At 55.5% G+C, this 19,970-nt stretch carries 23 protein-coding genes and 2 tRNA genes; 13 read left to right on the top strand and 12 right to left on the bottom strand.

Translation table 11 applies throughout. The features are described 5' to 3' along the window. Positions 1-25: 25 nt before the first annotated feature. Both ACFOWX_RS12280 and ACFOWX_RS12275 read right to left on the bottom strand, forming a co-directional pair. Complete coding sequence (locus ACFOWX_RS12280; protein ID WP_381424519.1) at positions 26-1,408, bottom strand: putative O-glycosylation ligase, exosortase A system-associated; 1,383 nt, start codon at positions 1,406-1,408, stop codon at positions 26-28. Continuing rightward, the gene (locus ACFOWX_RS12275; protein WP_381424517.1) at positions 1,401-1,637 is read right to left on the bottom strand and encodes a hypothetical protein; all 237 of its coding nucleotides are present in this window, start codon (positions 1,635-1,637) and stop codon (positions 1,401-1,403) included. The genes ACFOWX_RS12280 and ACFOWX_RS12275 overlap by 8 nt, the downstream gene beginning before the upstream one ends. Before the next feature lie 112 nt (positions 1,638-1,749). Between ACFOWX_RS12275 and ACFOWX_RS12270 the strand changes: the two genes are divergently transcribed. Beyond that, positions 1,750-2,982 (top strand): TIGR04063 family PEP-CTERM/XrtA system glycosyltransferase, encoded by a 1,233-nt coding sequence (locus ACFOWX_RS12270; protein WP_381424515.1) that lies wholly within the window; start codon positions 1,750-1,752, stop codon positions 2,980-2,982. Positions 2,983-3,010: 28 nt separating this feature from the next. After that, positions 3,011-4,099 carry a hypothetical protein gene (locus tag ACFOWX_RS12265; protein ID WP_381424513.1) on the top strand — a complete coding sequence of 363 codons (1,089 nt, stop codon included), beginning with the start codon at positions 3,011-3,013 and terminating at the stop codon, positions 4,097-4,099. A gap of 27 nt (positions 4,100-4,126) precedes the next feature. Here the strand turns inward: ACFOWX_RS12265 and ACFOWX_RS12260 are convergent, their stop codons facing one another. Both ACFOWX_RS12260 and ACFOWX_RS12255 read right to left on the bottom strand, forming a co-directional pair. Further along, on the bottom strand, positions 4,127-4,432 hold the full coding sequence (locus tag ACFOWX_RS12260; protein ID WP_381424511.1) for a hypothetical protein: 306 nt from the start codon (positions 4,430-4,432) through the stop codon (positions 4,127-4,129). Beyond that, the gene (locus tag ACFOWX_RS12255) at positions 4,429-4,617 is read right to left on the bottom strand and encodes a hypothetical protein (protein ID WP_381424509.1); all 189 of its coding nucleotides are present in this window, start codon (positions 4,615-4,617) and stop codon (positions 4,429-4,431) included. Before ACFOWX_RS12255 ends, ACFOWX_RS12260 begins: the two co-directional genes overlap by 4 nt. Positions 4,618-4,746: 129 nt before the next feature. Between ACFOWX_RS12255 and ACFOWX_RS12250 the strand changes: the two genes are divergently transcribed. Both ACFOWX_RS12250 and ACFOWX_RS12245 read left to right on the top strand, forming a co-directional pair. Next, positions 4,747-5,388, top strand: a complete 642-nt coding sequence (locus ACFOWX_RS12250) for a S24 family peptidase (RefSeq protein WP_381424507.1) — start codon at positions 4,747-4,749, stop codon at positions 5,386-5,388. Positions 5,389-5,442: 54 nt separating this feature from the next. Next, positions 5,443-6,138 carry an MBL fold metallo-hydrolase gene (locus tag ACFOWX_RS12245; RefSeq protein WP_381424506.1) on the top strand — a complete coding sequence of 232 codons (696 nt, stop codon included), beginning with the start codon at positions 5,443-5,445 and terminating at the stop codon, positions 6,136-6,138. A gap of 33 nt (positions 6,139-6,171) precedes the next feature. Here the strand turns inward: ACFOWX_RS12245 and ACFOWX_RS12240 are convergent. From ACFOWX_RS12240 to aroA, 6 genes are all read right to left on the bottom strand, one after another. Beyond that, positions 6,172-6,257 (bottom strand) — tRNA-Leu (locus ACFOWX_RS12240). A 100-nt stretch (positions 6,258-6,357) separates the two neighbouring features. Further along, positions 6,358-6,636 (bottom strand): integration host factor subunit beta, encoded by a 279-nt coding sequence (locus ACFOWX_RS12235; RefSeq protein WP_381424503.1) that lies wholly within the window; start codon positions 6,634-6,636, stop codon positions 6,358-6,360. A gap of 222 nt (positions 6,637-6,858) precedes the next feature. Next, the gene (gene rpsA, locus ACFOWX_RS12230; protein WP_381424501.1) at positions 6,859-8,559 is read right to left on the bottom strand and encodes a 30S ribosomal protein S1; all 1,701 of its coding nucleotides are present in this window, start codon (positions 8,557-8,559) and stop codon (positions 6,859-6,861) included. A gap of 227 nt (positions 8,560-8,786) precedes the next feature. Beyond that, the gene (locus ACFOWX_RS12225; RefSeq protein ID WP_381424499.1) at positions 8,787-9,425 is read right to left on the bottom strand and encodes a (d)CMP kinase; all 639 of its coding nucleotides are present in this window, start codon (positions 9,423-9,425) and stop codon (positions 8,787-8,789) included. 15 nt (positions 9,426-9,440) lie between these two features. Beyond that, positions 9,441-9,998, bottom strand: coding sequence for a hypothetical protein (locus tag ACFOWX_RS12220; protein ID WP_381424496.1), 558 nt, complete (start codon positions 9,996-9,998; stop codon positions 9,441-9,443). Positions 9,999-10,004: 6 nt separating this feature from the next. After that, positions 10,005-11,339 (bottom strand): 3-phosphoshikimate 1-carboxyvinyltransferase, encoded by a 1,335-nt coding sequence (gene aroA, locus ACFOWX_RS12215; RefSeq protein WP_381424494.1) that lies wholly within the window; start codon positions 11,337-11,339, stop codon positions 10,005-10,007. Between the two features lie 170 nt (positions 11,340-11,509). Here aroA and ACFOWX_RS12210 point away from each other — a divergent pair, with 170 nt between their 5' ends. From ACFOWX_RS12210 to ACFOWX_RS12170, 9 genes are all read left to right on the top strand, one after another. Continuing rightward, the gene (locus tag ACFOWX_RS12210) at positions 11,510-11,836 is read left to right on the top strand and encodes an FYDLN acid domain-containing protein (protein ID WP_381424492.1); all 327 of its coding nucleotides are present in this window, start codon (positions 11,510-11,512) and stop codon (positions 11,834-11,836) included. Positions 11,837-11,962: 126 nt separating this feature from the next. Further along, positions 11,963-12,038: transfer RNA gene (locus ACFOWX_RS12205), tRNA-Ala, on the top strand. A gap of 186 nt (positions 12,039-12,224) precedes the next feature. Next, positions 12,225-13,277, top strand: a complete 1,053-nt coding sequence (gene obgE / locus ACFOWX_RS12200) for a GTPase ObgE (RefSeq protein WP_381424490.1) — start codon at positions 12,225-12,227, stop codon at positions 13,275-13,277. Beyond that, positions 13,274-14,398, top strand: a complete 1,125-nt coding sequence (proB, locus tag ACFOWX_RS12195) for a glutamate 5-kinase (protein ID WP_381424488.1) — start codon at positions 13,274-13,276, stop codon at positions 14,396-14,398. Before obgE ends, proB begins: the two co-directional genes overlap by 4 nt. Before the next feature lie 3 nt (positions 14,399-14,401). After that, positions 14,402-15,322, top strand: a complete 921-nt coding sequence (locus ACFOWX_RS12190; protein ID WP_381424486.1) for an NAD-dependent epimerase/dehydratase family protein — start codon at positions 14,402-14,404, stop codon at positions 15,320-15,322. A gap of 99 nt (positions 15,323-15,421) precedes the next feature. Beyond that, positions 15,422-15,664, top strand: a complete 243-nt coding sequence (locus ACFOWX_RS12185) for an acyl carrier protein (RefSeq protein ID WP_381425052.1) — start codon at positions 15,422-15,424, stop codon at positions 15,662-15,664. Positions 15,665-15,687: 23 nt separating this feature from the next. After that, entirely contained in the window at positions 15,688-16,887 is a 1,200-nt protein-coding gene (gene spt / locus ACFOWX_RS12180; protein ID WP_381424484.1) for a serine palmitoyltransferase, read from the top strand. Next, the gene (locus ACFOWX_RS12175) at positions 16,887-17,138 is read left to right on the top strand and encodes a hypothetical protein (protein WP_381424483.1); all 252 of its coding nucleotides are present in this window, start codon (positions 16,887-16,889) and stop codon (positions 17,136-17,138) included. Before spt ends, ACFOWX_RS12175 begins: the two co-directional genes overlap by 1 nt. 33 nt (positions 17,139-17,171) lie before the next feature. Further along, positions 17,172-17,981, top strand: coding sequence for an enoyl-CoA hydratase/isomerase family protein (locus ACFOWX_RS12170; protein WP_381424482.1), 810 nt, complete (start codon positions 17,172-17,174; stop codon positions 17,979-17,981). Between the two features lie 3 nt (positions 17,982-17,984). On the opposite strand, the gene ACFOWX_RS12165 is transcribed toward ACFOWX_RS12170, so the two are convergent. Both ACFOWX_RS12165 and ACFOWX_RS12160 read right to left on the bottom strand, forming a co-directional pair. Next, complete coding sequence (locus tag ACFOWX_RS12165; protein WP_381424480.1) at positions 17,985-18,908, bottom strand: hypothetical protein; 924 nt, start codon at positions 18,906-18,908, stop codon at positions 17,985-17,987. Positions 18,909-18,993: 85 nt separating this feature from the next. Beyond that, complete coding sequence (locus ACFOWX_RS12160) at positions 18,994-19,965, bottom strand: diacylglycerol/lipid kinase family protein (protein ID WP_381424478.1); 972 nt, start codon at positions 19,963-19,965, stop codon at positions 18,994-18,996. Positions 19,966-19,970 lie beyond the last annotated feature (5 nt).

Here is a 19,970-nt window from a genome sequence, read left to right as displayed (position 1 = left end):
TGGCGCGCTGTGACAACGCCGGATTTTACACCACCGCGGTGCTCGCGGTTTTGATCCGTTGCTTCTTAATGGGCCGCCAAGCGGCTTCTTTGCGCCGCCGGGCCAAATAGGTATCGAGCCCGATTTGCAAACCGATCAGCATATAGACAAAGGGCTGAAACGCGATGCCGACGAATAGCGACCCGACCAGATAGATGATCTGCGCATTTTGCAATGCCGTGGCCAGCGGCGCGACCCATGCCTCGTCATCGCGCGCCCGTTTGCGATATAGCCGGGCCAGAAACTCCATTCGCCACACCCCGCCAATATGGATAATCAGCCAAACGATCAGGCCGGGATAGCCCTGTTCCCCCAGCATTTCGAAATAGCTGCTGTGAAAAGCGCGGCTTTCATCGACCACCTGCTTGGGGCCGGTTTCGGCTGGATAAGCACCGGCGGGGGCATCGGGGTCCGCTTTTTGTTCAATATCATAAACGATTTTATTCTGGCGGTAGCTGTTGAAGCCGCCGCCCAGCGGGTGATCCTTGGCAAATTCCCATGTCCATTTCCAAACGGCTATCCGGGTAAAAGCGGATTCGTCCTGCTTGTAATTTTTGATTGTGTCCGCTCGCTCGGTAAAGCTTTGCGGCAACAACGGAATAGCGGCAAGGCCAAGCAGCGCCGCACCGCCCAGATATAGCATCCGGTACCGGACAAAACGCAGCATCAATATGCCCAATACCGCAATGCAGATAATTCCGGTTCGCGCCTGCGTCCCTACGGGAATAAGCAAGCACGCAAAGACGAGGGCAGCGGCATAGGCGGTGACTCGCCATTCCGGTTTAAATATCGTGCCATGTTTTGACAGCCACAGGATGAGCGGGATAACAGCAATAGCGACGCAGCTGATGATACTGCCTTCAAACAGGCCGCTATAATCGTCGATCAACAGGACGAGCAGGCCATATCCACCGCCGCCCGCCATCGTTTTGATGCCGCCTGTCACAATTAGCGCCGATGCGCATAGCACCATGGTCAGCACCAATGCTTCAATCCGCAGCTTTGTGGTCAGCGTCAGCGGGAGGAAGGCCGCAAAAACAAGCGCTTTCCACACCCAGTCCCATTTTTCCCAAACCGCCACCGGCTCCACTGCCACTGTCGTAGTATAGCCGCAATAGATCAGCAGGAAAACGAGCAGCGCCCATCGCGGCGAAAGGCGGACATTTTTCTTGTCATCGCTGACCAAAAATCCCAGCACCGCAAGCGCAAATACGATCAGCGACAAGGGAATGGAATTGAGCATAAAATAGCTGAGCCGCTGCGGCGAGCATATATCGATATAGGCATAGATCAGCGTGAAGATAAAAGGCCGGTTGAACGCCAGCAGCAAGATCGCCCCGACATATGCCACAAAAATGAGGTCACGCATCGCCTGCTCCCCCTTTTTTGTTTGGCGGAACCGCTGGCTTACGCTTGAAGGGATTTTGCGGTTTGGGCCGGTTCACTCTGCCGCTTTTGACGCGGCCATGGGCAAAACCTTCGGGCTCGCTATCGGGCACGGGTGGCTCCTCCACATCGGTGTCATCACGCCGGATCAATATCCAGAATGTAATCAGCAGCAGACCGTGGCTGAGTAATATCGAAAAATTGTCGATCATGATACGCGGCTGCAAATCCCAAATAATTGCCCGAAAAATATCGGCTCTTCCATCCCATAGACAGATTGGGTTGACGTCCCGTTAATCCTTTTCTGCCAAATAAAACGCCATCATGCCGCGTATATTGCACATTTTGGATCATAGCCTGCCGCTCCACAGCGGTTACACATTTCGCACCCGCGCGATTATGAAAGCACAGATCGCCGCTGGCTGGGATGTTGCCGGAATAACCAGCGTGCGGCAATATCAGCATGGCGAAACCCGCGGGTTGGACATCGAGGCGGTCGAAGGATTAACTTTCCACCGCTGCACCGCCGAAGCAAGTGGTCCCAGTCCTTTGCGCGAATGGCGCGAGGTTTCGGTACTGGCTGATGCCATTTGCGCCCTTCACCGCCGATGGCCATTTGACTTGCTGCACGCCCATTCGCCTGCGCTCAATGGTTTGGCCGCAGCTTGGGCAGCACAGCGGCTCGGGCTACCACTGGTGTATGAGATTCGCGCTTTTTGGGAGGATGCCGCGGTCGGCAATGGCACAGGCAGCGAAGGTTCGGCCAAATACCGCCTGACCCGCGCGCTTGAAAATCACGTCGTGGCAAAGGCCGATGCGGTTGCCGTGATATGTGAAGGATTGCGCGGTGATTTGATTCAGCGCGGCGTAGCGGCGGACAAAATTATCGTTTCACCCAATGGCGTCGATATGGAGCTGTTCGGAAATCCGGCTCCGCGTGACGATGCTCTTGCCGCGCAGCTGGGCCTGATTGGCAAGGATGTTATCGGCTATATTGGCAGCTTTTACGATTATGAAGGCTTGGATGACCTGATAGCTGCAATGGCGCATATGAAAGGCAGCGTGAAGGACGCCCACTTACTGCTGGTTGGCGGCGGGCCAATGGAGGCGCCGCTGCGAGCATGGGCGCAGGCGTCACCGGCGGCAGATAAAATCCATTTCGTCGGCCGCGTCCCGCATGATCAGGTTGAGCTATATTATAGCCTTGTCGATATATTGGCCTATCCGCGCAAATCGATGCGGCTGACCGATTTGGTGACGCCCTTAAAACCGCTCGAGGCCATGGCGCAGGGGCGGCTGGTGGCGGCATCCGATGTCGGCGGGCACCGGGAATTGATCGAAGATGGCGTGACCGGCACCTTATTCCCAGCCGACAATCCTGCGGGTATCGCGGCGGCATTGGAAGGCTTATTGGATTCGCGGGCTTTATGGGACAATCGGCGTCAAACGGCCCGCGCCTTTGTTGCCAAAGAACGGAACTGGCAAGAAAATATTCATCGTTACGATCCTGTTTACCATTTGCTGTTAGGTCAGAGCAGTATTTGTAAAGCAGCCTGACAGACGGGCAAAACCGGAGCCAGTGGATATGGGTATGATAAGCCCGAACAATAACCAGATGAAAGCCATAATGATGGCGATAGGCGGCAGCGTGATTGCTGCGGCTGGCACAATGTTTATTCCTGTATCCATCCTCGAATCGATCACCGGTGCCACCGGCTTATCCGAGTTATTTCCGGCGACCGCTGCGCCGCTCGGCGATACAGCGCGGGCGTTAATCGCATTTGGCACAGGCGCCGTTGCTCTATTGCTGTTGCTCGCACTGGTGCTGCGCCCCAAAGAGGGCGAGATGGCTTCCGAAGCGCGTAGCGAAGCCGTAGATCACCATGCCGCCCGCTCGGCCGCCGAAAGCGGTCAGCAAAGCGGCGGTGCATTTGCCGCAATCAAACAGCGCTTGGCCGGGCTTATTCGCCCCAAAATGCCCTGGCAACGCGGTGAAGATGACATATTTGATCTTGCCGACCTGCCGAAATTGCGGGGCCAAGATAGTCATCCGGACGCACCCGTGCGAAAACCCATATCGGCACTAACCGATCTGGCTGGAGCCGATTTAATGGGCGATCAGCAGGCAGCTGCGCCGAATATATCTAAACTTGCCGCATCGCCGGAACAAGAAGCTTGGATGGCGGCTCAGGAGCCAAATATTGCCGTCTCGCCCGAACCAGCCCAGCCCTCGGCCCCTCTACCGGCCCCGCCACTGCCTGCCACTCCTGTGGACCAACCCGCCCCCACCGCGAAGCCCGCCCCCACCACGAAGCCAGGGGCCAGTTTGGCCGAAATGGTGGCGCAAATGGAGGCTGCGGTTGCCGAACGCAAAAAACAATTGGATGAGCTGGAAAAAGTGGCCGCACAAATGCTGCGCGCACAGGCCGAACCACAAATTGCAGTTCAAGCGCATCAACAGGCTGATGCCGAGCCGCCCATTGCGCCGCCCGCTGCACCTTTACCGGTGCCATCGCCGGCGCAGGAGCGTGCCGATCCCAAACCGATGACACGCCCACCATTGGAGGCCGTGCCAGCCTCCCCGCCGCAACCCGTAAATGCCGCCGCCGAAGAAGAAATGGACGATGCGCTCAATGCCGCTTTGGAGACATTGAGGCGGATGAATAACCGTTAATAGGAAATTTCCTTTGGCTCATTATGCCTAATCCGCGATCATCAATATGCTAATCTCTGCCGTAGTTTCAGCGTCAAGATCCGAAATATTTTCAACGATGATGTCCGCAATAAAATGCCTTTCCAGCGGGAATGGGTGATCGGGCAATAGGCTTGCCAACCGGCTGACACCGGCTTGTCCTGCGCGCCCCTGCCACAGGATATCATAGCGCAGCTGCCGTCCCTGAAATGTGGCGCTGCACCAATCGCGGCTTTCAATTTTTGTGATTTGTGCAGGGGTAATTAGTTGCATCAATTCTGATTTCAGGCGCATTTCATCGGCTGTTCCGGTCATATGCCGCACTCCTGCCGATAACGGTTCATAAATGAGCGCAGCTTTACAATTGTGCCGCTTCGCAATTCGCGGCCCATGCGAATGTCGAGCACGAGGCGCGGGTCATGCGCGGCAAGACGGCCAAATTTTGTGGCGGGCATATCCTGTTCGATCAGGAATTTTTCGATTTCGCGGTTGATAAACATTTCATCTCCTTTTCTTGCAACCGGATCCGCCACGCTCCAGCCGGAACGAATCGATGCGAACAAATCAGGAACATCAATGATAGGCGAAATCCTACTTGTCTAGGAAAAATCCTATGCTATGAAGCCGAAATGGATGAAAATGACCCTAGGGTGGTTTTGGACCGTTTGATTACGGACAATGGCGATGATTATGCTGGCTTGTCCAAATTGATCGGCAAAAATGCCGCCTATATTCAACAATATATTAAGCGCGGCACGCCGCGTTTTCTGGGTGAACGCGAACGCGGGATATTGGCCCGATATTTCGGTGTTTCCGAAACGGATCTGGGCGGGCCAGAGGGAAGAGCGCAAATGCCTGCCGGGCTGCGGCTTATGCCCAAACTGGAAATTGGTGCGTCGGCGGGCGCGGGGGCATTGACCGATGAAGAATGGATTGCGGGGCAGATTGGCTTTGATGAAAAATGGCTGAAAAAACTGGCAAGCGATATATCGCTGCTTTCGCTGATCCGGGTGCAAGGGGACAGCATGTCGCCGACTTTGCTCGATGGTGATGACATTATGGTGGATCGCGGCGCAGCACAGCGGCCCTTGCGCGATGGCATCCATGTCATTCGCATGGACGATGTGTTGATGGTGAAACGATTGGCGAAGGGGCCCGCAGGACGTTTGTCGGTGCTATCCGATAATCCATCCTATCCGGATTGGCCCGATGTTGCCGGCACCGATATTTCGGTCATTGGCCGGGTGGTCTGGACCGGCAGGCGGCTGTGATAATTCTATCAGAAAACCTTGCCATGGCGGCCTATTCGCGCCAGATAGCCAGACATGACGAATAATCTTTCTAATAGCACAGCAGCGGTGCAGCCGCCGTTAAAAGCCGCAATCATTCCTGTGACACCGCTGCAGCAAAATTGCTCGCTCATCTGGTGCACCGCCACCAATAAGGCAGCGTTGGTGGATCCCGGCGGTGATTTGCATAAGGTCAAATCGGCGCTGGCGCAGACCGGGGTCGAGCTGGAAAAGATCCTGATCACTCACGGCCATATTGACCATTGCGGAGAGGCGGGGATTTTGGCCAAGGAACTGGACGTGCCGATCGAAGGGCCGCAAAAGGAAGACCGGTTCTGGATATCGCAATTGGCCGAGGATGGACGCAAATATGGCGTCAATGGACAGGTTTTTGAACCTGATCGCTGGCTGGATGATGGCGACACGGTCACCGTGGGTAATCTGACATTGGATGTCATTCATTGTCCGGGTCATACGCCTGGCCATGTTATTTTTTACCATGGCCCATCAAAGCTTGCGATTGTCGGCGATGTCCTATTTCAAGGTTCAATTGGCCGCACGGATTTTCCGCGCGGCAATCATCAGCATCTGATCGACGCGATCACCCAGAAATTATGGCCGCTGGGCGATGATGTGACTTTCATCCCCGGCCATGGCCCCGCAAGCCAATTTGGCCATGAACGGCGGACCAACGCCTTTGTCGCTGACGATGTGCTTGCGGCGCGGCGATAGCCCAGAAAAAATAGCTATAATCGAATTTTAGGATGGTGCGGACGGCGGGACTCGAACCCGCACACCATTTCTGATAACAGATTTTAAGTCTGTAGCGTCTACCATTTCGCCACGTCCGCATAAGGTGTCGGCTGCGAAAACAATATATTGCCCTGCAGGTCAAGCTTATTGGAAAGAAAAATGAAAAACGGGACCTGATTGGGCCCCGTATCATTGCGTTCAGCCATTCAACCGTTCGCGTACTTCCTTACCCGGTTTGAAATAGGGGACGCGTTTTGACGGAACGTCCACCGATTCTCCTGTGCGCGGGTTGCGGCCTTTACGGGGGCTGCGCTCACGGGTTGAAAATGCGCCAAAGCCGCGCAGTTCGACGCGGCCACCATCGGCCAGCCGCTGAATAATCTGATTGAAGAACAGATCCACGATCCGCTCTACTTCTTCTGTTTTGAGATCCTGATTTTCGCTCTCAAGCTTTTTAACCAATTCGGATCGGATCATGTGTTTATCCCTCAAAAATGACGAACCTAGTGCAACCAACCTGCGGATATACCCCCATATAGCCGCATGCACTTCACGGAACTTAGACCATAATTTTGGCAGACTTTTTTCGATTTTACAATGAAAATGGCAAAATTCTTCGTCCCAATTGGGGTAAGGCGCATAAAAAAACCCGCCGGGCAGAAGCGCGGCGGGTTTTTTGTTTTCATTTGAAGCAGTTGCTTATTTTTCCTGCTTCTTGAGCGCTTCGCCCAAAATGTCGCCAAGCGATGCACCGGAATCGGACGAACCATATTGTTCAACCGCTTGCTTCTCTTCGGATAGTTGCAATGCCTTGATCGAGAAATTCGGTTTTTTCGAACGGTCAAATCCAGTGACCATCGTGTCGAATTTCTGACCAACTTGGAAACGGTCGGGACGTTGTTCGTCGCGGTCGCGGCCAAGGTCGCTGCGTTTGATGAAGCCTGTGACGCCATCTTCGCCCGCCTGAACTTCGAGCCCGCCATCGCGCACTTCAAGGACAGTGACGGTAACGGTTGCGCCTTTTTTCAGGCCGCTTGCCGAAGGAGCAGCCGATGGCGCGCCTTTTTCAAGTTGCTTGATGCCAAGCGAAATGCGTTCTTTCTCAGCGTCGATGTCGAGCACCACGGCTTTGACCATTTCACCCTTGCGGTGCAGGTGAAGGGCTTCTTCACCCGAAATGCCCCATGCGATGTCGGACATATGGACCATGCCGTCCACATCGCCGTCAAGACCGATGAACAGACCAAATTCGGTTGCGTTTTTAACTTCGCCTTCGACGGTCGAACCGACGGGAAATTTCTCTTCAAAGCTGGCCCATGGATTGTCCTGAGCTTGTTTGAGGCCAAGCGAAATGCGGCGTTTTTCCATGTCGATGTCGAGAACGACAACATCGACTTCCTGGCTGGTCGAAACGATTTTGCCAGGATGAACATTCTTCTTGGTCCAGCTCATTTCCGAAACGTGGACCAAGCCTTCGATGCCAGCTTCCAGCTCGATGAACGCACCATATTCCGTGATATTGGTGACTGCACCGGTTAGCTTCGCGCCAACTGGATATTTCTGCACCGCGGCATCCCATGGATCAGCTTCCAATTGCTTCATGCCAAGCGAGATACGCTGTGTATCGCGGTTGATGCGAACAATCTGAACCTTCACAGTGTCACCGATATTGATGACCTCGGATGGGTGGTTGATCCGCTTGTAGCTGATGTCGGTGACATGGAGCAGGCCGTCAATGCCGCCCAAGTCAACAAATGCGCCATAATCCGTGATATTCTTGACGACGCCCTCGATAACCTGATTCTCTTCGAGATTCTGGATTAAGCCGCTGCGCTGTTCGGCGCGGGTTTCTTCGAGGATCGCGCGGCGCGATACAACGATATTGCCGCGCTTACGGTCCATTTTCAGGATCACGAAAGGCTGCACAATATCCATGAGCGGACCGACGTCACGCACGGGGCGGACATCAACTTGGCTGCCGGGAAGGAACGCTACTGCGCCGCCCAGATCAACGGTAAAGCCGCCTTTGACGCGGCCAAAAATGGTTCCGTCAACGCGGTTTTCTTGTTCAAATTCGCCTTCCAATATATCCCATGCGGCTTCGCGGCGAGCGCGATCGCGGCTCAGCATCGCTTCGCCATTCATATTTTCTACGCGGTCAACAAAGACTTCGACTTCATCGCCGACTTTCAATTCGGCGGGTTTTCCGGGCGAAGAAAATTCGCGCAGCGGCACGCGGCCTTCGGATTTCAGGCCGACGTCGATTGTGGCATGATCGTTGTCGATTGCGGTTACGGTGCCTTTTACAACGCGGCCTTCAAAGCCGCCATCGGCGCCGCCGAGTGATTCGTCGAGCATTGCGGCGAAATCGTCGCGGGTTGGTGTTGGCGAAGTTGCCATAGATAAATTCCTTAACATCATTTTTTCCGGCCAGCCGGTTGGTTCCGGCGGTCTTTGACCGACATGCCCAAATGACCGAATGTCATAAAGGCATCCACCGGACTAAGCCCAAGAAAACGCACCGATAATATCCCGCACATAGCAAATGGCCGCCGTCACTTCCCCGCCTTCTCAGGCCGGAAAATAGGCTGCCCCATTATACATATGCGATGCGCCGGTTTCTGTTGTCAGTAATTGCCCGACCGGCTGCGTATCTGTGCGTTCACCAAGGCGATGGCCCGCTGAACGGCTTCGCCTATAGTCAAATCGCCAGTATCAAGCAAGAGCGCATCTTGCGCCGCTTTCAACGGTGCGTCTGCTCGGTTTGTGTCTCGTTCGTCGCGGGCGATGGTGTCGGATAAAATTGTTTCGAAGGCGACTTGCTCGCCTCTTTCGACCATTTCGGCATGGCGGCGGCGCGCCCGTATTTCGGCAGGTGCAGTGATGAACAGCTTCACATCTGCGTCCGGCGCGATCACCGTGCCGATATCGCGGCCATCCAGCAAAGCTCCGCCCGGCTGATGGGCAAAATCCACCTGGCGTTTATTCAGCGCGGCGCGCACCTGCGGATGCACCGACACCCGGCTGGCGAGGCTGCCCACCGCTTCGCTGCGCAGCGCCGGATCGTCGAGCAAGCTTTCGTCAAAATCGGATGCGGCTAGTGCATCTGCGGCGCTATCTGCGTCGCCGCCATTCAAATCAACCTGCCGTCCAACCGCGCGATACAAAAGGCCGGTGTCGAGATAAGGAACAGCAAAATGCGCGGCCAATTGCCTTGCGATCGTGCCTTTGCCTGAGGCGGTTGGTCCATCGACAGCGATGATCATGGATGGGCCCACATATCAAAAGGGATTCCACGCTTGGACATAGACCCGAACCAGCTGATCTTTCCCGTCAAATGTCAATCCCACTCCGGCGTCATATTCATTGTCAAAGGTAAAATTACAATAGACCTCGTCTGACAAGCGCACCTTCTTGGGTCCATCCGAGTCATAACTATAGTCGCATTCCAGCTGCTTGCCGCCTGAATATTCGGAAAATGCGGCAAGCACCTCTTTTTGAGACCGGGCCAAGCCAATGCCCAAGGCCTTTATCGGCTGGGCTATGGCGGACGGATCAATTTCGATGCTCTTGCCATAAAGACCATCATAAAAATTGTGCAGGACGCCGGTCTCGTCAATTAAGACGCCAAAATCATCTTCATCTTGATTATAGGTGACACCCTCAATCTTCAGCTTCTGCGCCTCTTCCTCTTTCATATCGAACGGGAAACGTGACATGTCCTTGTCGATCCGGTCGAACAATTCCTGATTCTGCATCGGGGTATTTTGGGCGAAGCAGGGCGGTGATGCCATGGCCAAGGCTATTGAGGTTAAGGCCGAATAGATAGGAAATTTCATATACAGTTACCTTCCAGCGGAAAATGCCTCCAACATCCCTTCAAAAGTCGGGAAGCTTGTCGCAATGGGGGATACGTCATCGACGGTTACCGCATCCCGGCAATTTTGTGCGGCGATGGCAAAGCTCATCGCAATGCGGTGGTCAAGCGCGCTGGCGATAGTGGCTCCTCCTGCTAAAGCCGCGCCGCCGCTGCCGTCGATGACTAAGCCATCTTCGCGTTCCGTTACCGTTGCGCCATTGGCGGTCAAGCCCGTGGCCATTAACGCCAAGCGGTCGGATTCCTTCACGCGCAGCTCATCAAGCCCGCTGGTCACTGTCCGCCCCTGTGCCATGCTGGCCGCGACGAAAAAGACCGGGAATTCGTCAATCATGCTCGGCGCGGCTTCGGGCGGCACTTCAATACCAGTCAGCGCCGAATGCCGGGCAGTAATGTCGGCCACCGGCTCGCCGCCCACTTCGCGTTCATTGGAATAGGTCAGGTCGGCGCCCATCGCTTCGAGCATTTTATAAATGCCGCTGCGTGTGGGATTCAGGCCGACATTGCGCACGGTAATTTCGCTCCCCTGGGTGATCAGCGCCGCGACGATGGGAAAGGCTGCACTGGATGGATCGCCCGGAACATCGATATTTTGCGGATTTAACTCGGCCTCTCCGACCAAGCGAATGGTCCGCACACCATCTGCATCCACCTCAACCGTCAAATCCGCGCCAAATCCGCGCAGCATCCGCTCGCTATGGTCGCGGGTGGGTATCGGTTCGATCACCTCGGTAATGCCCGGCGTGTTCAATCCAGCAAGCAGGACAGCGCTTTTCACCTGCGCGCTCGCCACAGGCAGGCGGTAGCTAATCGGAACGGCAGGGCATATGCCGCGCACGGTCAGCGGTAATGTGCCGCCCGGGCTGCTGATAAATTCCGCGCCAATTTGCGACAATGGATCGGACACCCGGCCCATTGGGCGTTTCGACAAAGACGCATCACCGATAAAAGTTGCTTGTATCGCATGGCTCGCCACCAATCCCATCAGCAGCCGTGTTGATGTGCCGCTATTGCCCATATCGAGCGCGGTGTCCGGCTGCATCAATCCGCCGACGCCCACGCCATGCACCGTCCAAACACCGTCCGCACCGCGCGCTATGTCCGCGCCCATGGCCCGCATCGCTGCGGCAGTCGACAGCACATCTTCGCCTTCCAGCAATCCGGTAATGGTGCTTTTGCCCACGGCCAGCGCGCTGAACATCAATGCGCGGTGCGAAATGGATTTGTCCCCGGGCACACGCACATCGCCGCGCAGCGGGCCGGTATAGGAGAAGCTTTTGGGTCTTGCGATACTATCGGTCATGATGCGCGTGCTTTGCGGATAGTGGACGCGCAAGTCAACGGCTTCTGGCGGCAAGACGCATAACTTTTGACAGCGCGGCTTTGCTGTGGCAATGGCGGCGCAAATGAAGCGATTCAGGTTTTACCGTATCGCGTTTCTCGGAATTTTTTGACGAAGGATGAAAGCCCGACATGATTAAGGCTGAATGGGGAACCAAACGCGCTTGCCCGAAATGCGGCATCCGTTTTTACGATTTGGGTAAAGACGAACCGGTTGAATGCATCGAATGCGGCAACAAATGGACGCCCGAACCCGTATTGAAATCGAAACAGCCCTTGCCGTTTGAAGAAGCGGAGAAGAAGAAAGACGATAGCGATCTGGCGGCTGATGATGATTTGGACATTGATGTCGATGCAGTGGACGGCGACGATTCGCCTGACAATGATGTCGATTTGGGCGGTGATGACGATTTGGGCGTTACCAAAGCGGATGACGACGATAAGCCTGACGATACATGATCTGGCATCGTGAATGACGGGCAGAGCGAAAAAAGCCTCGTCGTCATTTACTGCTTGCAAAAAGGGATAGCCGAGCGCTAAAGGCGCTTCGCAACTTTTGCCGCGCTTTGCAGCAGCGGCATGGATGGGGCCTTAGCTCAGCTGGTAGAGCGCTACACTGGCAGTGTAGAGGTCAGGGGTTCGACTCCCCTAGGCTCCACCATCTTGCCTCCACCATCTTGCCTCCACCAGCCTTCGCCCTTCCGGCTTCGGCTGGCAAGCCGGCCAAAGCCGGATATAGGGCGGAGAGCTGTCCGCCCCCCGCAAACCATACCACAACAAACCATACGACAAAATGAGAGCGTAGCTTATGCTGGCCAAAATGGCGAGGCTCGCCTAAAGGGGCGTCATGCATTTCTTGGACCAAGCAAAAATCTTCATTCGTTCCGGTGCGGGCGGCCCGGGCGCCGTTTCTTTTCGGCGTGAAAAATATATCCAATATGGCGGCCCCGATGGCGGCAATGGCGGCAAAGGCGGCGATATTATTTTTGAAGCCGTCGCTGGACTGAATACATTGATCGACTTTCGCTATAAACAGCATTTCAAGGCGCAGCGCGGCATCCCCGGTTCGGGTCGTGACCGTCACGGTGCCTATGGCGAAGATATGATCATACAGGTGCCCGTTGGCACACAGATATTGGCCGATGATGAGGACCGCAGCTTGCTGCTCGACATGACCGCGGTGGGTCAGCGGGTGACATTCCTGCGCGGCGGCGATGGCGGCCGCGGCAATGCAAGCTTCAAAAGCAGCACCAACCGAGCCCCGCGCCAACATGGACCGGGTTATCCGGGTGAGGAAATGTCGGTGTGGCTGCGGCTGAAATTGCTGGCCGATGCTGGGCTGGTTGGCCTGCCCAATGCGGGCAAATCGACCTTTATCAATCAGGTGAGCAATACCAAAGCGAAGGTCGGGGCTTATCCTTTCACCACGCTGCGCCCGCAATTGGGCGTCGTCAGCCACCGGAGCCGCGAATTTGTGATTGCCGATATTCCCGGCTTAATCGCGGGCGCAGCCGAAGGTGTCGGCATTGGCGACCGGTTTTTGGGACATATTGAACGCTGTCAGATATTGATCCATTTGATCGATGCGACCGGCGATGATCCGGTTGAAGCATGGGAGACGGTCGGACATGAGCTCGCCAGTTACGGCGCGGGTTTGGAAGAAAAGCCGCAGGTCGTGGCGCTGAATAAAGGCGATTTGCTCGATGCGGAATTGATGGCTGATATTTCGGAGCAATTGATGGCGGCGGGCGCGGTTGACGTTATCGCGATATCCGGCGCAACCGGACAAGGAACCGATCAGGTGCTCGACCGGGTGCTGGCCGCACTGCCGGCAAAAAGCGGGTTGGAAAGCAGCCAAAGCGACGGGCTGGATGACGAAGGAGAATGGTCGCCGATATGAATGGCAATGAATTTGATCCCGAAAACTGTCCCTTTTTGGTGGTAAAAATTGGGTCGGCCTTGCTGGTCAATCCCGATGGCAGCGTGCGGCGCGAATGGCTGGAAAAGCTGGTTGCTGAACTGGGCCAACGCCACCGCGCCGGGCAGCAGATTATCATTGTCAGCTCCGGCGCTATTGCCCTTGGGTCACGCAAGCTCGGTTTTGAAAAGGGCGGCCGGGCGACGCTTTCCGAAGCGCAGGCATCGGCGTCGGTCGGGCAAATTATCTTGTCGAGCCTATGGGCCGAATTGCTGGCCAGTGAAGGCATTATTGCGGCGCAAATGCTGCTGACGCTCAATGACCTTGAAAATCGGCGGAGTTACTTGAATATTTCGGCGACATTCCGGCGGCTGCGGCGCAATCATGTTGTGCCGGTGGTCAATGAAAATGACAGCGTGACCACGCAGGAAATTCGCTTTGGCGACAATGACCGGCTGGCCGCCCGCGTGGCGCAGGCGGCGGGTGCAGACGGGGTTGTGCTTTTGTCGGATATTGACGGCCTATATGACCGGCACCCGGCTCATCCCGATGCGGAAATCATCGCAGAGGTGCCGAAGGTTGATGGAGAGATTGAAGCCATGGCCGACGATGGCGGGCCTTCGTCTGGCATGGGCAGCGGCGGCATGGCGTCAAAATTGGAAGCTGCGCGAATCGCCAATATGGCCGGGATCAGCCTGGCGATTATTTCTGGCATTGAAGACAGCCCGCTAACCCGTTTTGCCAAGGGCGGCCCCGGCACATGGTTCCACCCGCAGGAAGAACAAAGCGCTCGTAAGGTATGGCTTGGCGGATTGCTGAGCGGGGATGGGCAGATATTCTTGGACGATGGCGCGGTACGCGCGCTGCGTGACGGAAATAGCCTGCTTGCCGTGGGCGTAGTATTGATAAAGGGCGAATTTCAGCGCGGTGATGTGGTGGATATTTTGGACAAAGACGGCGTCATTGTCGCACGCGGTCTGGCCGAATATAAATCCGCTGATGCCCAGCGTATCATCGGCAAAAACAGCGATGAGATTGAGGCAATATTGGGCCATTCGCCGCGATCCTCCCTGGTTCACCGCGACCATATGGCGATGTTGTAGGTTATGCCGATGGGCGTTGTCGCATTAACCGGCGCAACCGGATTTGTGGGTAAGACAACCATTGAACGCTTGATTGAAGCGGGGTGGAATGTCCGCGCACTGACCCGGCGAGAGCAACCGGCAAAATCAGGCGTTACTTGGGTGCGCGGTTCCTTGCAGGATCGGGACGCGCTGCTGCAGCTATGTGATGGGGCGGATGCCGTTCTGCATATTGCAGGCGTTGTTAATGCGCCTGATAAAGCGGGTTTTGAGGCAGGCAATGTCAGCGGCACGGATCATATGATTGAGGCTGCGAAAGCTCAAGGCATCCGGCGCTTTGTCCATGTATCATCGCTGTCCGCGCGCGAACCGGCTTTGTCGCTTTACGGGGCCAGCAAGATGCGCGGTGAAAAGCTGGTGGCGACGTCTTTACTCGATTGGACGATAGTGCGGCCGCCCGGGGTATATGGTCCCGGCGATACCGAAATGCTCGATATTTTCCGGATGGCGGCAAAAGGTTTTGCCCTGCTTCCCCCGCGCGGGAAAGTGTCATTGATCCATGTTGATGATCTTGCCCGGCTGCTGACGGCGTTGCTGCCAGCGCATGAAGATGCCACTGCGCAAATATACGAAGCCGATGATGGTAAAGTAGGCGGCTGGACGCATAGCGGCTTTGCCCGCGCGATCGGATGGGGAATGGGCAAGAGGGTAAGCGCCGTGCACGCGCCCCGGCCGCTATTATTCGCAGCGGCCTATGGTGACCGGTTGCTGCGCCGTGATAAGGCCAAGCTAACACCCGACCGGGCCAGCTATTTGGCGCACCGTGATTGGACCATCGACCCCGCCCGCCGCCCGCCCGCCGCATTGTGGCAGCCGCAAATTGACACGCGCGCAGGGGTAAAGGAAACCGCTCGCTGGTACCGGGCGCAAGGATGGTTGAAATAGGATATAATTCACCCAAGCTTTTGCCCTTTTGCCGCCTTATTCCCTTGCCATAGCGGCTGGTGATACGGCACATGCTGCCTTTTACGGATTGGATTTATGATGACTGACCGCGCAACCATGTATGACAAGCTCGCCGAGCTGATTGGACCATTTAACAAAAAAGCTGTGGAACTGTCCGAAGCGACGACTTTTGCTGGCGATCTTGAATGGGACAGTTTGACGGTGATGGATTTTGTTGCCGAGGTGGAGGATGAATTTGATATTGTCATCTCCATGAATCAGCAGGCCGAGATTGAAAATGTCGGGCAACTGGTCGATGCCGTCACCAAACTGGTGGGTTAATTGCGGGCTTTGGGATAGACGATATGAACGATCTTTTTTCAAAATTTGACGCCTTGATTGCGCAGCGCGAGGCATTGCTTTCCACCGGCATTACCGATCCATTTTCGCTGGTGATGGAAGAGGTAAAGTCGCCGACCGTAGCGGTATGTAATGGGCGTGAGACCATATTGCTGGGCACGTATAATTATATGGGTATGACCTTTGACCCGGACGTCATCGCGGCGGGCAAGGATGCGCTGGAAAATTTTGGTGCAGGCACCACCGGCAGCCGCGTTTTGAATGGCACCTTCCAAGGGCATAAGGAATGCGAAGAGGCGCTGAAAGAATTTTACGGCATGGATCATGCCATGGTTTTTTCCACCGGATATCAGGCAAATCTGGGCATCATCAGCACGATCGCGGGCAAGGGTGATTACATTATCCTCGACATTGACAGCCACGCCTCCATTTATGACGGCTGCGCCATGGGTAATGCCGAAATTGTCGCTTTTCGCCATAATGATGTTGAGGCGCTGGAAAAACGGTTGAAACGATTGCCTGCCGATGCCGGTAAGCTGGTGGTGCTCGAAGGGGTCTATTCGATGCTTGGCGATGTCGCGCCGTTGAAAGAAATGATCCGCATTTCAAAAGAACACGGCGCGATGGTTCTGGTCGATGAAGCACACTCAATGGGCTTTATCGGCGAAAATGGACGCGGTGTGGCCGAAGAACAACGCGTGATGGACGATGTAGATTTCATCATCGGCACTTTTTCCAAAAGCGTCGGCACCGTCGGCGGCTTTTGTGTGTCGAACCATCCGAAATTTGAGGTGATGCGCCTCGTCTGCCGCCCCTATGTCTTTACCGCCAGCCTGCCGCCCAGTGTAGTGGCGACATCAGCGACCAGCATCCGCAAGCTGATGCATAATGGCAATAAACGCGCGCATTTGTGGGAAAATAGCAAGACATTGCACAAAGGCCTGCGCGATCTGGGCTTCAAGCTTGGCACCGAAACACCGCAAAGCGCGATCATCGCCGTCATCATGCCCGACCTGGAACGCGGTGCAATGATGTGGGAGGCGCTGCTGCATGAAGGGCTTTACGTCAACCTTGCAAGGCCGCCCGCAACGCCCGCCGGTATGACCCTGCTGCGCTGCTCGCTCTGCGCCGAACATAGCAGCGAACAAGTGAGCGAGATTTTGGGAATGTTTGAGGCAGCTGGGAAAAAAATCGGGATTATTTGATGTCATTGCCGAAGCGCCGTCACTGGATATATGCCGTGGCGACACTACCTGCGCTGGCCATTATACTAGGTTTATTTTTATCGCCAATATGGGCATTTTGGGTGATGTTATTCTGGCCGCTGTATCTGGCGATACGTTTCGACAATCATACCGGATCACTGCTGATCTTAGCCGTCATGCTATATGTAGTTATTGGAATATTGCTGGCGGTTGTCGTGTTGATGGGTGTCAGATCAACTGCGAATCTTTAATGCAGCAAATATATTACATTCGGAGAGCGATATATGACCCATTTGCTGAATATTGAAAGCCCGCTTGCTGGTATCGAAACCATCACGCTGAACCGGCCCGATAGCTTGAATGCGATGAACCGGGCGCTGATCATGGCATTGCAGGAATATTTCCGCAGCCTGCAGGATCGCCACGAGATCCGCATTGTCATTTTGCGCGGGGCAGGGCGGGCTTTTTGCGCGGGGTTGGATTTGAAAGGATGGGATGACGGGGCGAAGGCGGGCGATGAATTGGGCAGCGTCCATGCCGGCTGGGCCACGCAGCGTAGCATTGCCACGGTCATGGAGCTGATGCGAAAATGTCCGCAGCCGATCATCGCGCTGGCGCAGGGCGCGGCCTGCGGCGGGGGCTTGTCGCTGCTATTGGCCAGCGACGTGCGTTATGGTGCGCCGTCGCTCAAGATAAATGCGGCCTATATCAAAATCGGCCTTGGCGGATGCGATATGGGATCAAGCTATTTCCTGCCGCGCCTTGCGGGCGCGTCGCTGGCGTCGGAAATGATACTGACCGGAAAATTCATCTATGCCGAACGGGCGCTATCGGCCGGCTTGATCAGCGAGATTGTCGCCGAAGATGCGCTGCATGATAAAGGGTTGGAGCTGGCGCGCGAAATGCTGCTGACATCGCCGATGGGCCTGCGGCTCAGCAAAGACGCGCTCAACCGGAATATCGACGCGCCCAGTTTTGAAGCAGCGCTGGCGATTGAGGACCGGCAACAGATTTTGCTCAGCATGACCGAAGATTATGCCGAAGCCCGCGCGGCATTTATGGAGCGCCGGGCACCTGAATATAGGGACCGCTAAATACTATCGTACCGCGCCCTTGGCCAGCAGTTTCGGGACGAGGAACAATGCTGCGACCAGCGGCCATTTGCGTTGCCAGGGCTTGATTTCCAGCTTCGTTCCGGCATGGCGGTTGATCTTCCACGCAAGATAATCAATGCCGCCCTGATAGGTGAAGGCGGCCTTTGCCAACCGCGCAACGGTGAGCAATTTGCCGCGCCGCCGCAATGCAGGCCAGCGGCGGCGTTCTTTTTGCGCGCGCTGTTCGGGATCAGCTATCAGATACACCCGCTCGCCCCTTATTTCATTGGGGATCATGGTATGGTGTAGCGCGGCATGGCCAAATAGCTGATAGCGGTCGCGGTCAAATTCGATCACCGATGCGGGACGGCTTTTCCGCTCGGCGCGCAGCTCCGCTCCGTAGGTCATGGCATAGCCCGATTGCCACAGGTCGATCACATCAACCTCCCGGTCCATATGCGACAGAGCAGCATTGAGCAAAGTGGGCGCAGCGCCCGACACCGACAGCACCATTTTTTTGGCAGTCTCTTGATCACGATGCCACACAAGCCGGGAAGGCTGCGAAAACCGGGCCCATACGGATACGGCGGATGCGCTGGGCCGGTTGAGTTTATGAAAATCATCCTCACTCAACACGGCGACTTTCGCCATCAAACCTTGATATTGGAAGGGGAACACATTGGGCGGCAGGCGGCGATTCCATTTCGCCAGCCAAGGTTTTTGATAGGCCGCGTCATAGCTGGAAACGATCAAGTAGAAATCCAGCATTTCACCGGTCAATTGCTCACTGCGCAGGCACGAGCCATAGAAAAGAACCGCGCTGGCTGCATCGCCATATTGTGCGGCGATATGCTCCGCAAAAGCGGTCACATCGGGATGCACTGGTTCGGCCAATTCCTTGGCCACGAGTTGTTGAAGCGAAAGCATGGCCGCCGCCTAGCGCGAAAAGGCGCATATGTCGATTGCCGGTTTTAATGCACAGCCGACCGGCTGTTTGACCATAAGGGCTGGTTTACGCGGCGAGGCGCAAAAATGGCACGGGCGGCGTTGACCGCAAAATGATGGGTTTATTGTTGCTGGCTTCGAAAACCTCACCGTCCAGAACGACGCTGCTCCGGATGCTGTCGATGCGTATCACATCGCCCTGTTCGATGTGGATACCGTGCACTTTATGACGGCCCAGCCTGCCGCCTACCGCCGCCGCAACGGCGCGCAGCATGGTCCATGGCCGCTGATCCACGGCCATGAATTTTAACTGTCCCGCCTTTTGCGACACCGCTGTTCGGCCGCCCAACAGTAATTTTTCGAGCGTCGTAACGATCAGCACGGAAAAAATACCCTGCAATTCACCTTGCCGGAAAAAGGAAATGCGAACAGGTTCTGCGCGGCGGGGTAGGAAATTGGCCCGCAAACCGAATATCGCGCTCATAAAAACGGCGATAGCGGCGATAAAATGGCTAAATCCATTGGGCAGGCCGAGCGGATAAATTTTATGACGGCAATATAAAATTGTCTCCGCCAGCCCTGCGCCGCCCAAAAACATTCCAAGCACTGGACGAGCATTTTCGCTGCCATCCGATAACGCTATCAATTCGCGTACGACAACATGCGGGGAAAGGTCACCCTTGGCCACGTCCAAAATGCGTTGCAGCGCTTCGATCGGATCGCCTTCTGAACCCAGATCAAGCGCGATCAAATTGGTTTTGCCATTGGGCAGAACAGCGACGGGCGGCGGTTCGCCTTCAAAATGACCGCCATGGTATAATTCGGTCAGCGCCGATTGCACCGTCCCGTCGCCGCCATTGATCACCAACACTTTCGGTTTCACGCGGGCAATGGTTTCCAAGGCTTTTTTGACCTGCCCGATTTCCTCCACTTCATAATGGAAAATATCGGGGTTGCGCGCGCAAAAGCACCGCACCTTCGGCAATAGCGAGCGATTGCCGGTCGAATGCGGGTTGGACAGGAGCGCGACAAGGGCCAATCAGT

This window comes from Sphingorhabdus arenilitoris, from assembly GCF_042651485.1.
In the GTDB taxonomy this organism is placed as follows: Bacteria; Pseudomonadota; Alphaproteobacteria; order Sphingomonadales; family Sphingomonadaceae; genus Sphingorhabdus_B; species Sphingorhabdus_B arenilitoris.
This window is presented reverse-complemented; position numbering and strand designations above follow the sequence as displayed.